19 protein-coding genes are annotated in these 23,376 nt (G+C 36.0%); 6 read left to right on the top strand and 13 right to left on the bottom strand.

What is annotated here, in order from left to right; translation table 11 throughout:
• Nucleotides 1-236: 236 nt before the first annotated feature.
• On the top strand, nt 237-380 hold the full coding sequence (locus tag F6K40_RS17540) for a chlorophyll a/b-binding protein (RefSeq protein ID WP_293099609.1): 144 nt from the start codon (nt 237-239) through the stop codon (nt 378-380).
• Between the two features lie 381 nt (nt 381-761).
• On the opposite strand, the gene cphA is transcribed toward F6K40_RS17540, so the two are convergent.
• Together cphA and F6K40_RS17550 are read right to left on the bottom strand one after the other, a co-directional pair.
• Entirely contained in the window at nt 762-3,476 is a 2,715-nt protein-coding gene (gene cphA, locus F6K40_RS17545) for a cyanophycin synthetase (RefSeq protein WP_293138057.1), read from the bottom strand.
• Nucleotides 3,477-4,390: 914 nt separating this feature from the next.
• Complete coding sequence (locus F6K40_RS17550; RefSeq protein ID WP_293138059.1) at nt 4,391-5,266, bottom strand: cyanophycinase; 876 nt, start codon at nt 5,264-5,266, stop codon at nt 4,391-4,393.
• A 233-nt stretch (nt 5,267-5,499) separates the two neighbouring features.
• On the opposite strand from F6K40_RS17550, the gene trmD reads away from it, so the two are divergent.
• The 4 genes from trmD (at nt 5,500) to F6K40_RS17570 (ending at nt 9,510) form a co-directional block, all read left to right on the top strand.
• Nucleotides 5,500-6,183: a tRNA (guanosine(37)-N1)-methyltransferase TrmD gene (trmD, locus tag F6K40_RS17555; RefSeq protein ID WP_293138061.1), complete on the top strand. Its 684-nt coding sequence runs from the start codon at nt 5,500-5,502 to the stop codon at nt 6,181-6,183.
• A 567-nt stretch (nt 6,184-6,750) separates the two neighbouring features.
• Nucleotides 6,751-6,927: a hypothetical protein gene (locus tag F6K40_RS17560; protein WP_293138063.1), complete on the top strand. Its 177-nt coding sequence runs from the start codon at nt 6,751-6,753 to the stop codon at nt 6,925-6,927.
• Nucleotides 6,928-7,862: 935 nt separating this feature from the next.
• Nucleotides 7,863-9,344 carry a peptidoglycan-binding domain-containing protein gene (locus F6K40_RS17565; protein WP_293138065.1) on the top strand — a complete coding sequence of 494 codons (1,482 nt, stop codon included), beginning with the start codon at nt 7,863-7,865 and terminating at the stop codon, nt 9,342-9,344.
• Nucleotides 9,345-9,363: 19 nt separating this feature from the next.
• Entirely contained in the window at nt 9,364-9,510 is a 147-nt protein-coding gene (locus F6K40_RS17570) for a hypothetical protein (protein WP_293138067.1), read from the top strand.
• Between the two features lie 287 nt (nt 9,511-9,797).
• Here F6K40_RS17570 and F6K40_RS17575 read toward each other — a convergent pair whose 3' ends face one another.
• The 11 genes from F6K40_RS17575 to F6K40_RS17625 all read right to left on the bottom strand — a co-directional run bounded on the left by F6K40_RS17575 (nt 9,798) and on the right by F6K40_RS17625 (nt 19,020).
• Complete coding sequence (locus F6K40_RS17575) at nt 9,798-9,950, bottom strand: hypothetical protein (protein ID WP_293138069.1); 153 nt, start codon at nt 9,948-9,950, stop codon at nt 9,798-9,800.
• 23 nt (nt 9,951-9,973) lie between these two features.
• The gene (locus tag F6K40_RS17580) at nt 9,974-10,486 is read right to left on the bottom strand and encodes a ferric uptake regulation protein (protein WP_293138071.1); all 513 of its coding nucleotides are present in this window, start codon (nt 10,484-10,486) and stop codon (nt 9,974-9,976) included.
• Between the two features lie 694 nt (nt 10,487-11,180).
• Nucleotides 11,181-11,309 (bottom strand): hypothetical protein, encoded by a 129-nt coding sequence (locus F6K40_RS17585; RefSeq protein WP_293138073.1) that lies wholly within the window; start codon nt 11,307-11,309, stop codon nt 11,181-11,183.
• 465 nt (nt 11,310-11,774) lie between these two features.
• Nucleotides 11,775-13,010: an RNA polymerase sigma factor SigC gene (gene sigC / locus F6K40_RS17590; RefSeq protein ID WP_293138104.1), complete on the bottom strand. Its 1,236-nt coding sequence runs from the start codon at nt 13,008-13,010 to the stop codon at nt 11,775-11,777.
• A gap of 597 nt (nt 13,011-13,607) precedes the next feature.
• The gene (lipA, locus tag F6K40_RS17595) at nt 13,608-14,525 is read right to left on the bottom strand and encodes a lipoyl synthase (protein ID WP_293138075.1); all 918 of its coding nucleotides are present in this window, start codon (nt 14,523-14,525) and stop codon (nt 13,608-13,610) included.
• 486 nt (nt 14,526-15,011) lie between these two features.
• Nucleotides 15,012-15,242 carry a hypothetical protein gene (locus tag F6K40_RS17600; protein WP_293138077.1) on the bottom strand — a complete coding sequence of 77 codons (231 nt, stop codon included), beginning with the start codon at nt 15,240-15,242 and terminating at the stop codon, nt 15,012-15,014.
• 60 nt (nt 15,243-15,302) lie between these two features.
• On the bottom strand, nt 15,303-15,434 hold the full coding sequence (locus F6K40_RS17605) for a hypothetical protein (protein ID WP_293138079.1): 132 nt from the start codon (nt 15,432-15,434) through the stop codon (nt 15,303-15,305).
• Between the two features lie 309 nt (nt 15,435-15,743).
• Entirely contained in the window at nt 15,744-16,133 is a 390-nt protein-coding gene (locus F6K40_RS17610) for a type II toxin-antitoxin system VapC family toxin (RefSeq protein ID WP_293138081.1), read from the bottom strand.
• Nucleotides 16,123-16,350 (bottom strand): hypothetical protein, encoded by a 228-nt coding sequence (locus F6K40_RS17615; RefSeq protein WP_293138083.1) that lies wholly within the window; start codon nt 16,348-16,350, stop codon nt 16,123-16,125. The genes F6K40_RS17610 and F6K40_RS17615 overlap by 11 nt, the downstream gene beginning before the upstream one ends.
• Nucleotides 16,351-16,441: 91 nt before the next feature.
• A complete protein-coding gene (iscB, locus tag F6K40_RS17620; protein ID WP_293138085.1) occupies nt 16,442-17,911 on the bottom strand; it encodes an RNA-guided endonuclease IscB in 1,470 nt (489 codons plus the stop codon).
• Between the two features lie 608 nt (nt 17,912-18,519).
• Entirely contained in the window at nt 18,520-19,020 is a 501-nt protein-coding gene (locus F6K40_RS17625; RefSeq protein ID WP_293138087.1) for a coiled-coil domain-containing protein, read from the bottom strand.
• Nucleotides 19,021-19,701: 681 nt separating this feature from the next.
• Between F6K40_RS17625 and dnaE the strand changes: the two genes are divergently transcribed.
• Nucleotides 19,702-23,376, top strand: a 3,675-nt coding sequence (gene dnaE / locus F6K40_RS17630; protein WP_293138089.1) for a DNA polymerase III subunit alpha, incomplete at its 3' end; no start/stop codon positions are given.

Raw genomic sequence — 23,376 nt, forward strand, 5'->3', positions numbered from 1 at the left:
TCAACTGCAACTATTGGAGGTTTATTACTATGGAAAATCAAGAGAAAAAATTAGGTTTTACTGACTTTGCAGAAACTTGGAATGGTCGTTTGGCAATGTTGGGTTTTGTTATTGGTATTGCGACAGAACTTTTAACAGGTCAAGGTATTCTTTCTCAACTTGGTTTGATGTAATTCCCACATTTTTTTGTTATTTACAATCAACTACTCAATTGCAACTATTGGAGCTTTATTACTATGGAAAATCAAGAGAAAAAATTAGGTTTTACTGACTTTGCAGAAACTTGGAATGGTCGTTTGGCAATGTTGGGTTTTGTTATTGGTATTGCAACAGAACTTTTAACAGGTCAAGGTATTCTTTCTCAACTTGGTTTGATGTAATTTTTTCAAAATTTTCCTATTGTTTTTATTTACATTCAAGCCCAATTATTAGACTTTAATTAATAAAGTATAACTGTACTTTAGTTAATTTAAAGAAACCCAACATTGTTACTTAACAATGTTGGGTTTTATTATTCGGTATTTCTAGTAAGTTATTAGAGGTCAAGTTATTCTTTATGAACTCAGTTTATAGAACCTTTTGTTAATATAAATAAGCTTAATATACAATGAGTAATAACAATTTTATCTGAGGCTAAATAGAATTATAAATTCATTAACTTGCCTGTCTTTATCTATGTTCTGATAAATTTTTATAATAAAAAAGGGATTGAAAATTTCAACCCCTTTAAAAATAATAGTTTAACTATTTAACTATTTAACCTATTGTAGAATTGAAGTTTTTAACTCTTCTGAAGAGTTAGTAGATTTTAAACTACTTTCAGGTAATTCAAGATCCTTAACCGGATTACGAGCTTCTATTAAACTAATAGCTCGACTCACACTTTCTGGTAAAATTACTACTAAACCATCAATAGCAGCTCTGTCTAAAGCTGTATTAATAGCTGTTGTTTCATCTAAAATTGACTCATAAGTAGCCTTTGACTCAGAATTTTTTACCCGATCCAAAAACTGTTTCACTCCCTGAGAAATAAGTTCAGCAGCACTTCCCCTTGGTCTTCCCCTAGTATCATCATCTTCTTTGATAATAACTTCATCAAAGATGTCTGCTGCTAACTCTCCAAGAGAAACAAAATCTTCATCACGGCGATCGCCCGGTCCACCAACCACACCGATCCGTTTACCAGGCCAATTTCTGACAAATCCACCTAATGCTTCATAACTAGCAGGATTATGAGCATAATCCACCAAAGCATGATAACTACCCATATTAAACATATTCATTCGGCCTGGAGTTTGATCCACCGAAGCCACAAAAGTTGACAAACCTTCCCGAATATGCTCTATTTTCACCCCTTGAGCAAAGACGGCCAAACAAGCTGCCAGAGCATTAGCAATCATAAATGGAGCTTTACCAGCCATTGTAATTGGCACATTCACTGCTTTTTCAATTCTTAAAGTCCAATCTCCTTTCAAAATTGAAATATAGCCATTCTCATAAACCGCTGCCAGACCCCCCGCTTCTGTATGTTTTAATAACAGTTCGTTATTTGGGTCCATTGAGAAATAAGCAATTTGACCTTTGACTTTCTCTGCCATTGTTGCCACTAATGGGTCTTCCGCATTCAAAATTGCATATCCTTTCGGCATTACAGACTCAGCTACTACACTTTTCAATTGAGCTAGTTGTTCTACAGTATCTATATCCCCAATACCCAAATGGTCCGCAGCTACATTTAATACTATTCCCACTTCACAGTTAGAAAAGCCTAAACCAGAACGCAAAAGACCACCCCGTGCCGTTTCTAACACAGCAACTTCTACTGTAGGATCTGAAAGAATTAAATGGGCACTTTGAGGTCCAGTATTATCTCCAGCTTCAGCCAAATACTCACCAATATAAGTACCATCAGTAGTCGTATACCCAACTACTTGACCAGTCTGCTTCATAATATGAGCCAATAGTCGTGTAGTAGTAGTCTTTCCGTTAGTACCAGTAACAGTCAATATTGGTATTCGCCCATTTTTTGCTCCGGGGAATAACATATCCATTACTGCCCCCGCCACATTTCTTGGCAAACCACGACTAGGAGCAACGTGCATCCGAAAACCAGGAGCAGCATTAACTTCTACTATTACTCCTTCCACTTCTCGCAGTGGTTTAGAAATATCTTCAGTAACTACATCTATACCTGCAATATCTAGACCAATTATCTTCGCAGCTCTGGATAATAACCAAACATTTTCCGGGTGTATTTCATCAGTCCGGTCTACTGCTATACCTCCAGTGCTGAGGTTAGCTGTTGCTCTTAAAAAGCAAATTTCTCCTTTTTTCGGTATTGAATCAATCTTATATCCTTGTCTTTCTAAGATAGCCAGAGCAGATTTGTCTACCGTAATTTTAGTCAGAACATTGTCATGTCCATCTCCTCTTTGAGGATCTCTATTAGTCTCTTCTATTAGTTCTGCGACTGTAGACTTACCATCTCCCACTACATGAGCAGGAACTCGTTCTGCCACAGCTACAACTTTGCCATTTACTACTAACACTCGATGATCTTTGCCAGTGTAGTAACGTTCCACAATAACAGTTTTTGTTTTAGAAGCAGCACTGGCAAGGTCATAAGCTTCTTCTGCCTCTTGCCAATTTCTTACATCTATGGTAATGCCACGACCATGATTTCCGTCTAGAGGCTTAATTACAATAGGATAGCCTCCCACATCTTCAATGACATCTTGAAGTTCATCAAAGTAACGAGTGACTGTACCACTAGGTACTGGTATTCCTGCATCTTTGAGAATTTTTTTTGTGCCTTCTTTGTCACAAGCAAGTTCTACACCAAGAATTCCTGTTTGGTTACTTAGAGTGGCCTGAATTCTCTTTTGATTGACCCCGTAACCAAACTGAATCATATACCGAGCAGATAGTTGAGTCCAAGGAATATCTCTTGCTTCTGCTTCTTTAACTATAGCTTCTGTACTTGGACCCAAAGATGCTTGATTTTTGAATTCTTTCAGGTCTCCCAAATCTTGCTGTAATTCTGTTGCCGGATATGTACCTGTCTCAACAATACTTTGGCAGAGTCTTACTGCTGCTCGTGCTGCATAACGACCTGCTTGTTCATTTTCATATTCTATTACTACCTGAAATATTCCTGGAGTAGATGTTTCCCTTGTCCGACCAAAACCAACTGGCATTCCTGCCAATTGTTGTAATTCTAGGGCAACGTGTTCGATAACATGGCCCATCAATGTTCCTTTTTCCACACGACTTAGGAAACCACCCTTGACTCCAGGCGAACAGTGGTGTTCTACAAGACTTGGTAGAATCTTGGTTAATCCTTTGTAGAAACCAGGAATGTTAGATGTATATTTTTCGTAAAGGTCTTCTAAGTCTAGACGCATAACCACCAGTTTATGGCGACGTATGCTCCAGTAATTTGGACCTCGTAATGTCTGGAGTTTGAGGATTTTCATAGGAGGATTTGAAGGTGATGCTCAGAATCAGAGAAGCAATGGCGTTTTTCTTTTTAATTTCAGCTCAGACTATTGGCTAAACTTTATTAATACAAACTTTTTTTAGGATGCACTAATCCTTTCTGCTGTACAATACCTACACAATTTCGGCCAAACTAGGAAAAACCAGGGTTTTGCCAGTTTAAAGATGCTTGCTTCCTGTTTCAACCTGGGAGATTGGCCTCTTCCAGTTCACAGGCATAACTTCGGGTACAGCCTACCCTACTACTAAATTGATTAACTTCACCGTCCACTCGACAGCAAAATTGCTGGGTTTAGGTCAAATAAATTCAAAATTATAACCTCTGGGTAAAGTCAGAGGCTTGAAATAAGGAAAATATTTTTGATTTTTTCGTTAAACAAGAACGAGAAAAATAATCCTTAATTAAACAATTATTGAAATTCACTTAAAATCAAAATTTTTGAACTTTGAATTTTTGAACTTTGAATTCAAAAAATGGTCGCGGTCTATTTTCGTCCTACAATGAGGGGAGTTTAAAGTACGGTTGTTTAACTTTAATTCTCAATGTATAAGACCGCAATTATGACAAGTTTTGGATGATGGACATTGGTCTGTTAACACTACGGTCTCGCAGCTAGGAACAATTTTGGTTGTCAATCGTTGCCTGAATCGACGAAATTAATGAAACGTTTATTTGTTCCAAACAAACCTCCATCTTGAAAATATCCGATCGATTTATCAGTTTTTTTTGATAATCCTTTGATGGTAGAAGAATTTGGGCTTTCTATTACTTTTTGCTACCATATCAATATATATATAGTGTTCAGTATAGTTAAGCTTGATTTCTACCAATTAGGTAAGGTATTCATCTACCGGAACAAGCTTCTCAATAACTGATAAATTATCGGAAATTCTATGAATCTAGAGGCATAATTGTTTCAGAAAGTCCTGGTTTCATGGTATGAGAATGGAGATCGTAACCATCACCATGGCACATTATATGTAGTCTGAGATTCGATAAACTTAAAGGATCTTCTACCCCTACTTTGCCAGCATTTGTATAGGACATTTCTACAGGATCTATAATCGTGACTGTCCCTTTACCCATGACTTGGATTTGACCGTCTCCTTCAAACAATGCACAGGTATCTTCGTCTATACCTATAGCAACTTTGTCCGGGTGAGTGGCGAGCGCGCTTAACAAACGGGCCATCCGATTCCGGTTATGAAAGTGTTGGTCTACTATTATATCTGGCAATATTGCCAAACCATTTGTCATATCCACTAAAGACTTATTTGGTGATGAGCCACTACCACCACCTGCTATCATGTGATAGCCCATGATTGCTGCTCCTGCACTTGTTCCAGCTAGTGCTATTTTTCCCTCTAAAGCTTTACTTCTGATGTTGTCCATCAAAGGCGTATCAGCAAGTAGGCCACAAAGACGCAGTTGGTCTCCACCAGTTATAAATACTCCAGTGCAGTCTTCCAAATGCTCTAGCCAGATTGGGTCTTCTCCCTGAGACCTTTCCCGGATGTCAAATATTTTAATACCAGCAGCACCCATATCTTCAAACACCCTACGGTATCTATCTCCTTGAGCTGCTGGTTCTCTAGAAGCAGAAGGAATAACTGCTAGTTTGGCATTTACTCCCCCTGCACGATTAAAAAAAGTTTGTAGAATCTCTTTTCCATGAACTTTATCCTCTGCCCCCCCGATCACCATAATAGTTGTTTTTGTCGGACGTAATGTATCTAGTTCTAAGGCTTGAGACTCTAACTGCATCATCTTGTTAATCTTGGACAGCAGGTACAAATTCAATTTCGATAATTTTAATAATCTGTTATCGTAATAGATTATCTTATAATCTAGCAAGTCCCCCAACTTGCTCTGAAATTTTTCAACATTTGATTACTTTAATCTAAAATTTTAATTTATTGTGAATTTGTAACTTACACAATAAATTTCTATTTCTATATTTTTGAGGACACCCTAATATAAAATATAATAGTGTAACTCCAGTGCGATTTGATGTTATTACCTTGTTTCCCAACTTTTTTACAACACCTCTAAATTCAGGTTTGTTGGGGAAAGCCTTTGACAAAAATATTGCCCAGGTTAATCTGGTTAACCCCCGTGATTATACCACAGATAAATATCAAAAAGTTGATGATGAGTCTTATGGTGGAGGAGTGGGAATGGTTTTAAAACCAGAGCCTATATTTGCTGCTGTAGAATCATTGCCAACTCTTTCACAACGAGAGGTAATTCTATTAACTCCTCAGGGAGAAAGAATGGAGCAAGGACTCTTTCGAGAGTTGGCCAGAGATTATGAACAACTGATTCTAATTTGTGGTCATTATGAAGGTATTGATGAAAGAGTCCAATATTTAGTTACTAGAGAAGTATCTTTAGGAGATTTTGTCCTTACAGGTGGAGAAATACCAGCTTTAGCTTTAATTAATGGTGTCGTCCGATTACTTCCTGGAACTGTAGGAAAGGCTGAATCTTTAAAATGCGAAAGTTTTGAATCTGGATTACTTGACTATCCTCATTATACTCGACCTGCTAACTTTCGTGGTTGGAAAGTTCCTGAAGTTTTGCTCTCTGGGCATCATGCTGAAATAACAAAATGGCGGTATCAACAACAAATTCAGAGAACAAAATCTCGTCGTCCAGATTTGCTCAAAGATGATGATAATTGATCAAGTTATATTCTTTTGAATAGATATCTCCAATTGATTTCCGATTTTTATTATTGGAGATATCTATAAATTAGTCTCAACGCCCAGAATGTTGATTTTTGAGCAGCGAAATTGTTTGTAGGAATTAGGCAAGACGAGAAAAAGGGTGAAAAATCTTCCCATATACCTCCAATACTCTATTCCCCTCCTGGGAGGAGTTAGAGGTTTGTCCCCTACTCCCATATTCTCCTACTTCCCTACTCCCCTATTCCCCTACTCCCGATCATAGATCCCAAATGGGTTCTATAGATGATAATTCAAACTAGGATGAAGCCAAGATAGTCTTTGTTAAGAAATTTAGATATATCTAAACCTTAATTACAAAACCATAAGAGTTGCTACTTTAATCATTATTTGAGTGATAAGCTTATACAACGTTGTTAGTTCAGACATCCTTCTAACGTTGTTCATAGCACGACAACCTGGAATTTAGTCTCCTTGCAATGGGCTGTTTTTGCCGCTCTAGAGTGCAAGTCTTCAAACAACCTTGAGATAAATTATTTAACAAAAATATCCTGGTAAAAAAAAATGTATAACAATCGTTCAAACCGTGACCCATTAGTTGTAGCTGTTACTGCTGGTTTAGGAGCTGGTATTGTTACTTCTTTTGCTGTTAGTCAAGGCCAACATCCTATCACTGCTCTGGGAATTACCATTTTTGCTGCTTTAGTAGCTTTAATTTGCGATCGCGCAGGTTTAGTTTGACATACTCCCGACGTTGCTCTTCGGGACAACGCGGGATTCTTCAGCCTGGGAAACCCTGGCCGCTGTTTTGACAGAGGTGATGTCCTCCCACTGTGTTCGTTTATCTTAGACCGACCATGAGTATGATAATAAAATACCTCCTGCTTGTCAATGGGAGATGTTTAAATCCTGAAAGAGTTATAATATAGATTTATTTGTAGTTATAAAAAATCATAAAAAAATCAATACTAAAATCAAATTTAGCTTGTTAATCTTAAAACATAAAGTATATGAAAAAATTCATGGAATCTCTTACATACTTAGAAGTTTTTCTAGCTAATAAAAAAATCAAGAATTTAAAACTGATAGGACTTACGCATGAACGCTATTGGTAGGGTGTGTTAGTGCTAGCATAACTGATCAGCACACTATATATAGTGCCTTTGCGTAAGTCCTGACTGATTAAAGAGACTTAATTGGAAAAAACTCCTCAGTTGAGCTTAAATCAAATTTTTATTAGCAGTAGCGGTCATAATATGTCTTAATTATTAGTAATGTTTAAATCCTGAAACAGTTATAAATAGACTGATTTTGTAGTTATAAAAAATCAGAAAAATTAATACTAAAATCAAATTTAGCTTGTTAATCTTAAAACATAAAGTATATGAAAAAATTTATGGAATCTCTTACATACTTAGAAGTTTTTCTAGCTAATAAAAAAATCAATAATTTAAAACTGATTAAAGAGACTTAACTGAAAAAAACTCCTCAGTTGAGCTTAAATCAAATTTTTATTAGCAGTAGCGGTCATAATGTCTCTTAATTATTAGTGATGTTTAAATCCTGAAACAGTTATAAATAGACTGATTTTGTAGTTATAAAAAATCAGAAAAAATTAATACTAAAATCAAATTTAGCTTGTTAATCTTAAAACATAAAGTATCCCAGAAAAATTTATGGAATCTCTTGCATACTTAGAAGTTTTTCTAGCTAATGAAGAAATCAAGGATTTAAAACTTATTCAAGAACTTAATTGGAAAAAACTCTCCAGTTTAGCTTATATCCACTTTTTATCAGCAGTAATTGTTAATTCTATTCTAATTAATTCTAGTTTTGCTCAGGTATCAGAAATTTCTATTCCTGAAACAAATAGTTATTTTGATATTAGCCAAACTCAGAAGAATAGAACAACTCAAGAACAACTAGCAAACAACTCTTTTTTGTCTGGTTCGAGACCGGAGAATAATGCAATTCTTTCTCCTAATACTCCAGTGTATTTAAGACGTGGAGATTCAGCAGCAACAGTAGCAGCAGTTCAAAGAAAACTTAGAGAACTAGGCTATTTTACTGCTAACCTAACTGGATATTATGGTCTCGAAACAGAAATAGCTGTCAGACAGTTCCAGGAAGATAACGGTATTACACCTACTGGTCAAATTGAACCTACTACTTGGTCGTTACTATTTGCAGGTAGAAGAACTAACCAAACAAGTAGTAGGTTCTTAAATTCTCCTAGAAGAGTATTATCTTTTGGAGACGTGAACAATCAAGTAGCAATTATTCAAAGACGGTTAGCAGAACTAGGTTTTTATAGAGGTCCAATCAATAGTATTTATGACCAAGAAACTAGAAATGCAGTAATAGCATTTCAAAGTGTTTATAGTATTACACCTACTGGTCAGGTAGGAAACACCACTAGGGAATTTTTGTTTGGTATTAGAGCTATTCCTGCGCAGAGAGTTTTGAGACCTGGAAACGTAGGTCTGGAGGTAGGAAGATTACAGCAACGTTTAAAAAGTTTAGGTTATTATCAGGGGCGGATAACTAACTATTTTGATCGAAGTACAGAAATAGCAGTAATTGATTTTCAAAAGAGAAATAGAATTACCCCTACAGGTGTAGTTGGACTAACAACTCAAGCATTTCTATTTAATCCTAATCAAGTTTTACCCCCAGGTCCAGTATCTAATTCCAGAAGAAATTATATAACGAGTTCCAGAAGTAATTATATAACGAGGCAATACTCATACCCAAGTTTGCTCAAACGAGGTGATCAAGGTTTAGCTGTCAAACAACTCCAGATTTTGTTAACAAGATTGGGTTATTATCCTGGCATCATTGATGGTTTTTTTGGACCTGGAACAGAATTTGCTGTTAGATGTTTTCAGCAAGACTTGGGGTTAGTTGCTAGTGGAGTAGCTACAAGAAATACATTACGAGCGTTAAGACATCCTTTGATTGTCAAGGAAAATATTTCTGAGCAGCAGTTTAGTTATAATATTGGTAGTCAAACACAAGTCTTAGAACTTCAAAATCGACTTCGTTTACAAGGGCTTTATAATGGTCCATTAAATGGAGTTTATAATTCACAAACAAGAGCAGCGGTGGCAAAAGCTCAATTACGTTATGGGGTTAGTGGGAAAGATATTGCTGATTAACTACTAAGATTTATCGGTAGTGCGTCAAGGAAGTGTGGGAAGTGCGGGAAGTGTGGGAAGTGTGGGAAGTGTGGGGAGATGCTCGAAAGTAGGAGGAATAATTGTACCTGTATCTTTCTGGGAAGTGTCTGTCTTTTGTCCTACGATTTATCAAATATCAAAATAATTGGGTCTAAAACCCCGCCTTTTCAGGCGAAATATTTTTGGAAGCTTGCTCAAATCTCCGTTACAAAAACAACTACTGACTACTGACTACTGACTCTGACTTGATTAACTTTGCCCCACTTAGAAAGCTAGTGGGGTTATTTGTGCTTCATAAAATTTCGATCTATTTATTGCTCTGCTGATTAAATATCAAAGCATTTACATATAAAGGTTTTAGAAATTTTAAGTCATAAAAGAGTACCAATTTTTCGGTTGAAAGAGCTGCATAAAGTGAGGACTTTGGGGTAACTATGGCAGAAAAATCAAGGAAAAATTATTTCTCCTACTTTCCCTGTCTTCCCACACTTCCCACACTTCCCACACTTCCCACACTTCCCACACTTCCCACACTTCCACCCTCCCCACACTTCCCATACTTCCCATACTTCCCATACTTCCCATACTTTGCTTTTTTTCAGCAAACCCTATTCACTGTTTTCTGCATCTGCAAGTGCCCGTGGGCAGGACCAATCAGAAGACACTAGGGAAGGCCATCCTTTTCTTAGAGCTTCATAACAAATTGTATGAATAGTTAATTGACAATCTAAAAGGTGTAATCCTGATTTTTCAGCTTGCTTGAGACCAATTTTTAAAATAGAATCATTCTTAAATTCAATCGTTTTATTACATTGTACGCAAACAAGATGATGGTGATGATGAGGATAGGGTTGATTTATTTCATAATGTTTATGCCCTTCCGCTAGTTCTAATTCTCGTAGAATTCCCATCCTTGCCATTAACTTTAAAGTTCTATAAATGGTGGATAGACTAATTCTTTCACCTCTATTTTGTAACATATTATAAAGGTCTTCGGCACTCAGATGATTGCCTTTTGGCAGATTTTGAAAGATGTGCAAAATTGTCTCCCTTTGGGGAGTCATTCGCCAACCTTTTTCATTTAGTTCTGCTTTAAATGAAGATGGTGTATATAGAGCCACGGGATTTTATCAAAAAAATATAATTATTGACAATAATACACAATTATTAAATGATTGTCAACAAAAGTAGTTTATTGATAATTAGTTGCTATAAGCAGTTGTACTTAATTGATAAGTATTTGCTACAAATAGGCTGGTTATTTCTTAGACGTCAGGACTGAAAAGTCATAATAAATAGGTTTGATAGTTACTAAATCTATAGAAAAATATTCCTTGACTTAGTTTTAATTAAGTGTTACCTTAACGGGGTGAACTACAACACCCTCTATCCCATTGCTAAAAGCGTTTGGGACTACTTTTCTGATCGGTATTTAAACGAACATTGACATGACTCATTGTATTTGACACCAGATGATTTTTTTTAATAATAGTACGTTCTACTAACTGTATTATCCCTCCTGTAAACATTTAACGAGCTGTTCTGCAATCCTTTTTTAGTCTAAGATATTTTTAGTTTTTTTTTATGTTTTTCTATAAAATTAATAAAACTTTACAATACCATTTTTTCTGTCTTACAGCGCTTTTCAGATTGATAAACCACATCGTCACAACCAAAACCCTGTAGGGACGTTCCATGGAACGTCCCTACTGTGGTCTACCGTGCAGGAAAATTGCTGTAATTTATCTTTTTCGTCGAATACACATTTTCAGTAAAAATCTTTTAATAGTGCTGATTATTCCTAACATTATTTTTTTAAAAGGTGTTGCTGAAGCAAGGGATGAATCTTTGTACTTTCTCTTTCTCTAAAACTATAATTCTTCCCACACTTCCCACACTCCCTACGCCTCCCACACCCACTAATTGCCATGCGCAAATATGCAACGCCTTTTAAAATGGTATAAGTGCCGATTTGCTATATTCAAGATCAAAAATATCCCCTACATCTCTAGACTGGAGATAAGTAATTTCAGTTATCAGTTGTCGGTTATCAAGGGAATTTAACTTCTGTTAAATTTTAAATAATAGACATCTTTAGAAACTAAGTTTTACTCTAAGAATTACAAAGGTTTGAGATTAATTTTCGGAGGATTTAATAGACATCTGCTTACTGAGGAGTAATGAGTTAGGAGTAATGAGTTAGGAGTAATGAGTTAGGAGTAAGAAAGGAAATGAAAATGCATAAATTTTTAAATTCGTATTCATGCTTAACATATTTTAGTTGAGGAAGTAATGAGCGCGATTACTGTATAACCGGATTTTATATTACTCCCTCTTTTCTAAAGATGTCTAATGAATGTGGCAAAATAAATGCAGCTACACCTTTATCTTAGTTATCCCAACTTTATTTTAGGTCAAAGATTCTAAATAATCTCTTACTTGATTACGGCGCTTTGGTTGGCGAAGTTTCTGTAAAGCCTTCGCTTCAATTTGACGGACTCGTTCCCGAGAAAGCTTTAATGCACGTCCAACTTCTGATAAGGAGTAGGGACGACCATCTTCTAAACCATAACGCATTGCAATTACAGACCTTTCTCGTTGAGTTAAATCTAATAGTAATCCTTTTAAGGCTTGTATCAAAGACTCTCGCATTAACATTTGTTCTGGAGAAGCATCTTCAGTTTCCAGAAGTTCCCCTAATTCAGTATCTTTATCGCTACCGACTTTAGTTTCGAGGGAAACCGAACGTGGAACTTTTACTAACACTTCCCGAACTTGGGCAGGTGTCATTTTTAGTTCTTTGGCAATATCTTCAATTTTGGCTGTATATCCTCTTTCTTGAGAAATTTTCCGTTGCGCTTTTTTGATTTTGTTTAACTTTTCGGTGATGTGGACAGGTAAGCGAATTGTTCGACTTTGAGTAGCGATCGCTCTTGTAATTCCCTGACGAATCCACCAGTAAGCATAAGTGCTGAATCGATATCCCCGTCGTGGATCGAATTTTTCAACTGCTCTTTCTAAACCTAAAGTGCCTTCTTGGATTAAATCTAAAAGTTCTAGACCACGATTTTGATACTTTTTCGCTACTGATACTACTAAGCGCAGGTTAGCATTAATCATCTGATTCTTGGCTTTAATACCTTCAGTTTGAATTTGCTCTAGTTCTTTGACACTTAAACCTGCTAATTCTGCCCAGCGAAGTTTTCCTGCTGTCATAATCTGTTTCAGTTCTACCACAGATACATTTGCTGCTTTTGCCCACCGATCTAATGATGGTTTATGTCCTAACTGAGCTGCCAGGCGATCGCGAACTTCCATCAACTCAACATAATACTTAATTCCTTTTTCTTGTTCTTGAGCTGCTTTATTGCGTAACTCTAATAACTCTATATACCGCTGAACTTTTTGAGCTTCAGAGACTTCCTGATCTCTTTCTAGCAAATTAACTCGCCCAATTTCTTGTAGGTACAAACGGACTAAATCTGTAGTGCTACGATTGCTTTTTGTTTGAGGATTATCTGTTTCTTCATCCTCTGTTATTAATTCATTAGTAATTTGCCCTAAATCTTCGGGAATCTCAGTCTGCAAGTTATTAGATTGCAATTTTGCTTCAGATTCTTCGGTGTAAGTATAAGTTGCTGACATAGCGATCATCTCAGTTACTCCAGGTGACAAGAAGCTGCACTTACTTAGTGACAGTCTATGGATAATATGCCAATTATTGAGAATTTGACATCTGCTCTAGTTATGTCTCCTGATAAGTGCTAACAAGTTAGACTAAATGGACTTAGGCGATCGCTGATACTAAGTATATTAACGATTGACGTTGAGAGTACATTTGTCTGTTAGTTGTTCGCTTCAGTTAACTTCTCTAGACTTAATTTTTAGTATATTAATACTTCTGAGACAAAAGAGTGACTTTTGTCAGAAGCTATATTAATGTTCATCACTATTAGTGGTTGTTCCTGATCACTTTGTAAGTTTTCTGGATTATGGCGCTTAAATTTTCTATTTTTAGTATTTTTCTTTTTTGGTAGTTACAATTTTTATGATTTATTTTCTTGATGTGTAGGGATTTTTATTGAGTTTATCTGTAGCAAGTTTAATATCTTTATCTATACTATTTTGAAGTATCAAGTGACTCTAGATACAATAATTACCGATCTAAGTCACTCTCGTTCAGCGATCGCTACTGCAATCAGGGGTGATGGGTAATGTACCTATTGACATATTTCGTTTTTCTCAACTATCTGAGAGGCCAGATCCATCAGCAGTTTCTTTGTGACTTTTGGCCTTTGGATAATTGGCCATCAATTCTTTTACTTGTTCAGCATGATATGAGCTGCGAGTCAAGGGGGAAGCAACAATTTGTAAAAAACCCATCGAATCGCCTATTTCTTTCCAGCGATCGAATTGTTCGGGTTTGACGAAGGTCGCTACTGGTAAATGTTTAGGAGTTGGTTGCAGGTATTGTCCAATGGTTAAAATATCGCAGTCAACAGCTCGTAGGTCTTTCATTACTTCTTGGACTTCTGCATCGGTTTCTCCGAGACCTACCATAATTCCAGATTTTGTATAGATTTCTGGGGCTAATTCTCGCGATCGCTTCAAAAGTTCTAATGTGCGGTGATAGTTACCTTGGGGTCTAACTCGGCGATATAATCGTTGAACAGTTTCTGTATTATGGTTAATAACTTCTGGTTTAGCGTTAAGAATTATTTCCAAGGCTTGCCAATTACCACATAAGTCTGGTATCAGGACTTCGATAGTTGTTTGAGGAGAAATTGCCCGGACTTGGGAAATACATTTAACAAATTGATTAGCTCCACCATCTGGTAAATCATCTCTATTGACGGAAGTAATGACCACATGATTAAGTTTTAAGCGTTTGACTGCTTCTGCCAGTCGTTGTGGTTCGGTAATGTCTAAAGGCTGAGGTTTTTTCTCAAAATCAATATCACAGTAGGGACAAGCACGAGTACAAGCCGGTCCCATAATTAAGAAAGTTGCTGTTCCGGCGTTAAAACATTCACCTATGTTCGGACAGGATGCTTCTTCGCAGACTGTATTGAGATTTAGGTCTCGCAAGATTTCTTTAACTGTACCAACTCTTTGCCATTGGGGGGCTTTGACTCTTAACCAATCTGGTTTGACTACCACTGCTGCCTCTACTGTAGTTTGATATACAGATTAAGCTTAACAAATTTAGCAGGGCAGTAACAAGAGTTTTGAGTAAGTTTATTGAGATAAGAGATTTGTGGTGTTAGGCAGTTCTTGATAATTGCTATAATTATTAATTTGGATAAAATAGACATCTCTAGAAAAGAGAGAGTTGCATGGAACGTCCGTACGGAGGAGGGAGTAGAGAGAGAGAATTGAGAATTTTTGTGGAATAATTGATTTGATTTTTTATTATCGGAGATGTCTAATAGTATTGGGAATTTTGCAGCCGGGATGTAACACGGTTTAGTAGCGAACCTCTTCGGGAGGAGGAAGTTGACGATCGCTATTTAGTAATTAAGTAAGGTGGGCTATATTTGATTAACACACCCTACTAGAACGATACTCTATATTTTTGAGGAAAAAAAAGCCTCCAAATTTAACAACAGATAAAAAGAGCTAATTTGTCTATCTGCTTTGAAAGTTTTATTTGTAGAAAGATTTTCCTGGTTCGATAACTCCTTTTTCTTGTAAGGTATCATTTATGGCATCCAACATACCAATATCTTGAGGGGTTGCCTTTCCAGTTAATGCTCTACGTAAAGTCATGTAGAAAGTCATTTCACCTAGGGCAATTTCATCTCTTTTCGCACTTCCTTCAATTATAGATTTTGCGTAATCATTCAATTTTTTCTCAATGAAATCAGATAGTTCCATTCCTTTTTCCTTTTGTTAGAGGTTATCTATCATAATATGATACTACTGTTGGTGAAATAATTATTTCCATGTTGCAGCTAATTTTCTTTTTCTTGTTAAAAAGAAGGCTTTGGGAATTCCAGCTAAATGTGCTACTGCATTGGCAGAAAGACAATCTAATTCATAAAGTTTGATAGTAGTAATTAGTTGCATTTCTTGGGCTTTGTTTTTCTGGGGTTAATTTTTAAAGCTAAGGAGCAAGACACGGATTGTGCCACGGATGTACGGATAACTATCAGGTTTTCTTGAAGATTTTAGCCAGATAATTTTGTTAAAAAATTGATGGTTAGTTGATACATAAAGTCTATTTTTTGTTAAGGGTATTAATTTCAAAATAACTATGATATATTTTCTGTTCAAGCTAGACAAAGGAAACAACAAATTGCTCAAGGAAATAGGCAAGGAATAGATTATGATCAGTTATGAAATGTACTACTTGACCCTATTTTGGCGACGAAATACTTACCAAATTACAGTTTGTAGATTCTCAACTTCTTGAAAATGTGCATCCCGTGTTACTAGAGTCAAAACATACTGCAAGGCTATAGCTGAAATCCAAATATCATTTTCTGGTAATGGCTTTCCTTTGAGCCTTAACTTGTTTTTCACATCGCCGTATTGCCGAGCAGTTTCAATGTCACAACCAAGCACTTTGCTATTAGCAACTAATTCATCAATTTTTGCCAGATTTGCTAAAACACGCCCCGATTTTCTTGCACCATAATATAATTCACCAACTACAATACTAGGGATGAAAATTTCACTAACTTGAGCAAGATTTTCTCTAATAACTGTTTCGTTGGCAAAGAGTGCAATAATAATGTTTGTATCTAGAAGGTATCTACCACTCATTAATATCTATTTGTTCACAATCTTGTTTAATTGCTTCACCCATAATTTGAAGGTCTTCAGGAGAAATTGAACCAGCAAAAGGTAATAATTGTTTTCCTGGGATACCTCTGACTTCAGTTTTTGGCAATTTCCGAGCAAATTCAAGCACCTGGTATTGTAAGTGCTGTGGCATAACTTTTAATTGTTCGACTATTTCATCAATGACAGATATATTCATCAAAAAATAGTTGCTGGAGACTGACATTATAATCTATGATTTAATGTTGAGAGGAAAGCAACCAGCATAGAAATTACCTTCCTCCTTAAATTTAGAACAAACTTAATTGTTCACCATCTAAACCGTCAAACTTTTTAGTATGTTGACCACGTTTTGTTTGAGATTTAGTTTCAGTAGTTAATTCAGAAATATCAAACAAGCTTAGTTGGACTGGAGTATCTAAAACCTGCCCTACTTTCTGAACAAAATTAACAGTTTTCTGTTTGACTAATTCACCAAAACTATAAGTATAACCATCAGATTTGTGTAGATGTTTGCAATACTTATGACTAATGCCTTGAACTGTTTCAGTCTTGGTTTTGATGTTAAATGAGCCAGTTTTTCTAACAGCTACTCGACCAACATAAGTACCAATCTTTTTACCTTTAGTAACTACAGCTTTAACAATATCTCCAGTCTGAAAACCGTAAAATGATTTTTGTCTGAGTTTGGGAGAAGTTCTAGGAAATCCATATTTATCAGGCTTAACCATTTGACGACTACCATGTCCCATAGCTTTAATTAACAAAGGTTGATAGTTCTGAATATTCAAAGTGTTAGGAGTAGAAACTCCTACGCAAGCTGCGTCACTCCAATGACTTTTACTAATTCCTAATCGTTTGCGATTATATTTAGTTAATCTTCCAGAACCGACTTCAACAGGTAAACCACTAGATTCTAGGACTTCTTTAAGTTTCCAACGAGTTGTATTAACAGCAGCAGTATCAGCTAAAGGCTTTTTTCTTTGGTTTTCTATTAATGCTAATAATTTTGGTTTATCTGATAGAAAATCAGCAGGTAATTGATTATCCTTGTTTTGATTACATGGAACACAACTTAAAACTAAGTTAGAAACTCTGTTACTACCACCTTTAGACTTTGGATGAAAATGGTCAAGATTAAAAGGCACTTCTTTTGCTCCACAATAAACACAAGTTCTGTTGAACTTTTCTAGTAAATACTGTCTGACTTCGTACCCCATTAACTCGCCTTGCTGATATTCAGTACCACTAATTTCAGGGTTGACCATTTTTTGCGTATCAAACCGAACCAATTCCATACTAATAGCTGATACTGGTGCTAATCTACATAGTTTTTTAACCCAAGATTCTATGTTAAAAACACGGGACATTAAGCTTGGTGGCAACCAACCTTTAGGACGTTTCCTATTGAGAAATCGTGCTTTACGATAACGGGTTTTACGATTTCTGCGAGTAGTTCTTAAAGTTCTACGTTTAGTTAATGCTTCTGTTATTTGAAATCCTCTATGCTCTAATTCAGCACACCAAACTATATTTGCTTTAGACAATAATGCTAGTCCCGTAAACTTTGCACCAGGGTCTATTTTTATTCGATACTTTTTTGTTGGTTTAGAGACCTCCTTGAGAATTATAGTAAATGGATATTGTCTAAATACTGCTGCTTTGTTTTGTGATAATAACTTCCTAGCTTTCCCAGGATGTATAGGGTCGCAAGGATTCTTGTTAGTATCTAGAACAAAAACTGAATTTCTGTTTAACATTTGAAAATCTCCTATTTCTAGGGTAATGGCCACCTAGCCAATGTTGCATTACGGCACATCCAAATAGCACTTCCAATACCCAAATAGGATGTTTAACTATCTGGTTTCAGAGCATGGAACTGGTGGAGCATTCCAAGGTGAGATAAAGGCTCTTAAATGCAACGTAGTCAGTTAAGACTTAGGCGGGTAAACTCCGGGACAAGTCCACACTATACCCTTAGGTTAGTTTTGGGTCGTTGACCCATTTCCTGACATAAAGACAAAAAGTTAGACCATACTCAAAAATTTAATCCTGGGTTAAAGATACCAAATAGCTTCTATAAGAAACAAGTAAAATATCCCTGCTACGAACCTGGCTATCTCATAGTTGTGAAAGTTCTCTCCTGTTATAATCTTTGATTTAACGGGAGACCCCTTACCGAATTAAGTTGGATAGGAATTCAGAATAATTTTGAAGCGTTTTTTGGGTGGATTTAAAAGTTAGGAAGTTGGCGATCGCTACTTGAAAGTTATTTTAGAGAAACGTTTGAATAGTTTGAATAAGTTGCAACTGGTAGATTATGACCCTAAAACATTATTTTTAGGGATTAATCCTGACAATTTAGCATTTACTTAGAAGAAATAGAGCTTGATTCTTCCTGAATAGAAGGTTTCTGAGGTAGGGTGATAATATTTTCAGTGAAAAACCAAACTGCAAGGCTAGATATAAAGCCAAGAGTTAAGCCTTCAACCCATCCTCGAACTCTTCCCTTAGAGGTAGCATTTTCGATAAGACGAGCGAAGGATTCTTGAGGAACTTTTAGAACAGTTTCTGCGGTACTTTTATCCTCCTCTAATTCACGAATACGTTCTTGTAATCTACTAATTTCTTCCTTGTTTTTTTGAGCATCATTTTGTAACGATTCTACAGCAAATATAGCAGACTCTAGCTCTTTTTTTATATCGCTTAATCGACTAATTCGGGTATCTATGCTTTGGGGGTCAAAAACTTCATTAAGAGGAATTTCATAACTTACAAATGGTATTGGTAATTTTATTCTAACTTGAGCTTTGCTTAAAACTTCCTTTAAGTTTATCTTTGTATTAAGAAGCTGAAAATTTTTTTTCATAGTTCATTTAAAGAAGCTGAAATAAGTTTAAATCAATGATAGCTCAGTTATAGGAAATTTACTATTTCAGCTAAAGACAACTAATAGCACTTCCACTTCCTAAAGACCAGATGGAGGACTCCCAGTTTCAATAGCTGCTTAAATACTGATTTTATCCCAATTGTGATAAATATTCTAAAAGTCTTCTTGATGGCTAGATTTTGAATACCTATAGTCTAATTAATAATTCAGACAGTTCTTTTTCTGGAAATTTTCCATTGCAGCAAAAAATCTTCAAAAGCGATCGCACTCTCACTCACTAATTCTCTTTCTCATTTTAATAAGCACCTGCGCAGAGCGAGCCACTTACTTCAAAAATACACCAAAATTTCTCTTCCTGCAACCACCCTATATCTCTTACATATCAATACTTTTAGAAAATGGCCAATGCGAACGCGATCGCACCTAAATTTCCCATTTTTGGGCCATGAATAGCTCATTTCAACTTTTTTTGCAAAATTCAGTTGAAATTCCTAATATATTTAGCAAAAATCATAATCTTAACTTATGAAGCTATTCGTTAAACCCTAAAAACCTTACAGATAAAGACTTTCAGGCAAACGAATAACAGCAAAAATCAACCTTCTTACTTCTGCTATAAAATAAAGCTACATAAAACATTTATTCTAAAATCTAAAAAAAATGTCATTTGTTGGCCTACATATTCATAGCGACTATAGCCTATTGGATGGAGCATCCCAATTACCACAATTAATAGATAGGGCGGTAGAACTAGGAATGCCAGCCATTGCTCTGACAGACCATGGAGTAATGTATGGGGCGATTCAATTAATTAAGTTGTGTAGAAACAAAAATATTAAACCCATAATTGGCAATGAAATGTATGTGATAAATGGAGATTTTAAAAAACAGCAACGAGGCAAAAAATTTCACCAGGTCGTATTAGCAAAAAATACTCAAGGCTATAAAAATTTAGTCAAACTAACAACTCTTTCTCATCTACATGGTTTTCAAGGAAAAGGCATATTTGCTCGACCTTGTATTAACAAAGAATTGTTAGAAAAATATCACGAAGGCTTGATAGTAACTAGCGGGTGTTTGGCAGGAGAAGTACCGCAAAATATTATGCAGGGAAAATTAGAAGAAGCTAAGAAAATAGCTAAGTGGTACAAAGATTTATTTGGAGAAGATTACTATCTAGAAATACAAGACCACGGTTTCCAAGAAGATAGAGTAGTTAATACTGGAATTGTCAAAATTGCTGAGAGATTAAAGATAAAAATAGTAGCCACAAACGACTCTCATTTTATTTCTTGTCGAGATGTAGAAGCACACGACGCTTTGTTGTGTATTAACACCCAAAAATTAATATCTGAACAAAAGCGGATGCGGTATAGCGGTACCGAATATTTAAAGTCTGCTGAAGAGATGAAGCAACTATTTAGAGACCACTTAGAAAATGAAGTTATAGAAGAAGCGATCGCTAATACATTAGAAGTAGGTAATAAAGTTGAAAAATATGAGGGAATATTGGGAGAGCCTAGAATTCCTGATTATCCGATTCCTCCAGAACATAATGCCGATACTTATCTAGAAAAACTGTCTTGGGAAGGATTATTGGAAAGGCTGAAACTTAAACAAAAAAGTGAAATTTACGCAGTGTATAAAGAGCGGATGGAAACTGAATTGAAAGTTCTTCAGGATAAAGGTTTTTCTACATATTTTTTGGTGGTTTGGGATTATATAAAACATGCCAGAGATAATAATATTCCTGTCGGACCGGGTAGGGGAAGTGCTGCTGGTTCATTAGTTGCTTATTCTTTGCGAATTACTAATATAGATCCGGTGCATCATGGCTTATTATTTGAAAGATTTTTAAATCCAGAACGGAAATCAATGCCAGATATTGATACAGACTTCTGTATTGAAAGTCGAGATAAAATGATTAAATATGTGACTGAAAGGTATGGGGAAGAGAGAGTTGCTCAAATTATTACTTTTAACCGGATGACTTCTAAGGCAGTATTAAAAGATGTGGGAAGAGTATTGGGTGTTTCTTTTGGGGAAGCAAATAAAATGGCAAAGTTAATTCCTGTTGCGCGGGGTAAACCAGCTAAGTTAAAAGTGATGACTTCTGATGAGACTCCTTCCCCAGAATTTAAGGAAGCTTTTGAGAATCAAGAAACAGAAATTAAAAATAATGAAGGGATAGAAGTTGGTAAAATTCCTATCCGACAATGGATAGATATGGCAATTAGAATTGAGGGTACGAATAAAACTTTTGGAGTACACGCGGCAGGGGTAGTAATTTCTAAAGAATCTCTGGATGAAATTGTGCCTTTACAAAGGAATAATGATGGCTCGGTTATTACTCAGTATCACATGGAGGATATAGAATCTTTGGGTTTGTTGAAAATGGATTTTTTGGGATTGAAAAATTTGACTATTATCCAGAATACTGCCGAGTTAATTGAGCAAAATCATCATCTTCCTTTGGTTCCAGACGATTTGCCTGCTAATGAAAGAAAGGCAATGGAAATTTTGGCAAGAGGCAATATTAAGAAAATTCCAGATGATGTGAAAAAGACTTATGATCTGATTAAATCTGGAGATTTGGAAGGAGTATTTCAATTGGAATCTTCTGGGATGGTAGATGTTGTGAAAAAATTGAAGCCTACTTCTATTGAAGATATTTCTTCTATCTTGGCTTTGTATCGCCCCGGACCTTTAGATGCTGGTTTAATTCCTAAGTTTATTGACCGGAAACATGGGCGGGAAAAAATTGAATATCAAGATCCAAAGTTAGAGCCGATTTTGCAAGAAACTTATGGTGTACTTTGTTTGCCAAAGGGAACTTTAATTGATAAACCAGATGGTTCGAGAGAGGCGATCGAAAATATTAAGAGTGGGGAGGTAATTTTAACTTCGGATGGTAGGAAAGTTTGGCAGGCAAAAGTTGCTAAACAGTGGCGGAGTGGTGTCAGGGAAATATTGAAGATTACTTTGTCTAGCGGGACGGTAATTTATGCTGGAAAAAACCATCGCTTTTTAACGCCGGAGGGAGATAAGTTTGCCTGGGAATTACAACCGGGAGTTAAGAACGGCAATGTTTATATTTCTGCGGTTTATGAAAAATGGCAAGTTTCTAGTAAGAAGAAAAAAACAGATACTTGGAGTAGTAAAAATCAGGAGTCTTCCCTGAAAAAAGCAGCTCTATTTAAACCGACAAATTTCTCAGACAAAACGAAGGAGGAAAATGGGAAAAATTTCCGAGAAAGACATCTACAGATTTCCTCTTTCTCTTTGACAACTCCTTCCGAAAATTCCATTTCTCAGGCAAATACTTCGAGTCGGGAAAATCAGGAGTATTTCCAGAAAAAAGCTACCTTATTTAAACCAATAAATTTCTTAGATAGACAGAAGTGGGAAAATCAAGAAAATTTCCGGGAAAGCCATCTAAAGATTTCCTGTTTTTCTTTGACAACTCCTTCCGAAAATTCCATTTTTCAGACAGATACTTCGAGTGGGAAAAATCTGGAATCTTCCCTGGAAAAATTCACCTTATCTAGACCGACTAATTTCTCAGATCAACCTCAGCAGGAAAATTGGGAAAAAGTCAGAGCAAACCATCTACAGATTTCCTCTTTTCCTTTGGCAACTCCTTCCGAAAATTCCATTCTTCAGACAGATAATTTGACTCTCCAAAATCAGGAGTCTTCCCTAGAAAAAGCTATCTTATTTAGACAGGCTAATTTCTTAGGTCAACCTCAGCAGGAAAATTGGGAAAAAGTCAGAGAAAACTATCTACAGATTTTCCCTTTGACTTTGGCAACTACTTCCGAAAATTCCATTTTTCAGACAGATACTTCGAGTCGGAAAAATTTGGAGTCTTCCCTAGAAAAAGCTATCTTATTTAGACAGGCTAATTTCTCAGATCAACCTCAACAGGAAAATCGGGAAAAAGTCAGAGAAAACTATCTACAGATTTTCCCTTTGACTTTGGCAACTACTTCCGAAAATTCCATTCCTCAGACAAATACTTCGAGTCGGAAAAATTTGGAGTCTTCCCGAGAATTATCTACCTTATTTAGACCGACTAATTTCTTAGATAGACACAAGTGGGAAAATTGGGAAAAAGTCAGAAAAAACTATCTACAGATTTTCCCTTTGACTTTGGCAACTCCTTCGGAAAATTCCATTTTTCAGACAGATACTTCGAGTCGGAAAAATTTGGAGTCTTCCCGAGAATTATCTACCTTATCTAGACCGACTAATTTCTTAGATAGACACAAGTGGGAAAATCAGAAAAATTTCCGAGAAAGACATCTACAGATTTTCCCTTTGACTTTGGCAACT

Origin of the sequence: Okeania sp. SIO3I5 (assembly GCF_010672085.1) — a bacterium.
In the GTDB taxonomy this organism is placed as follows: domain Bacteria; phylum Cyanobacteriota; class Cyanobacteriia; order Cyanobacteriales; family Microcoleaceae; genus Trichodesmium.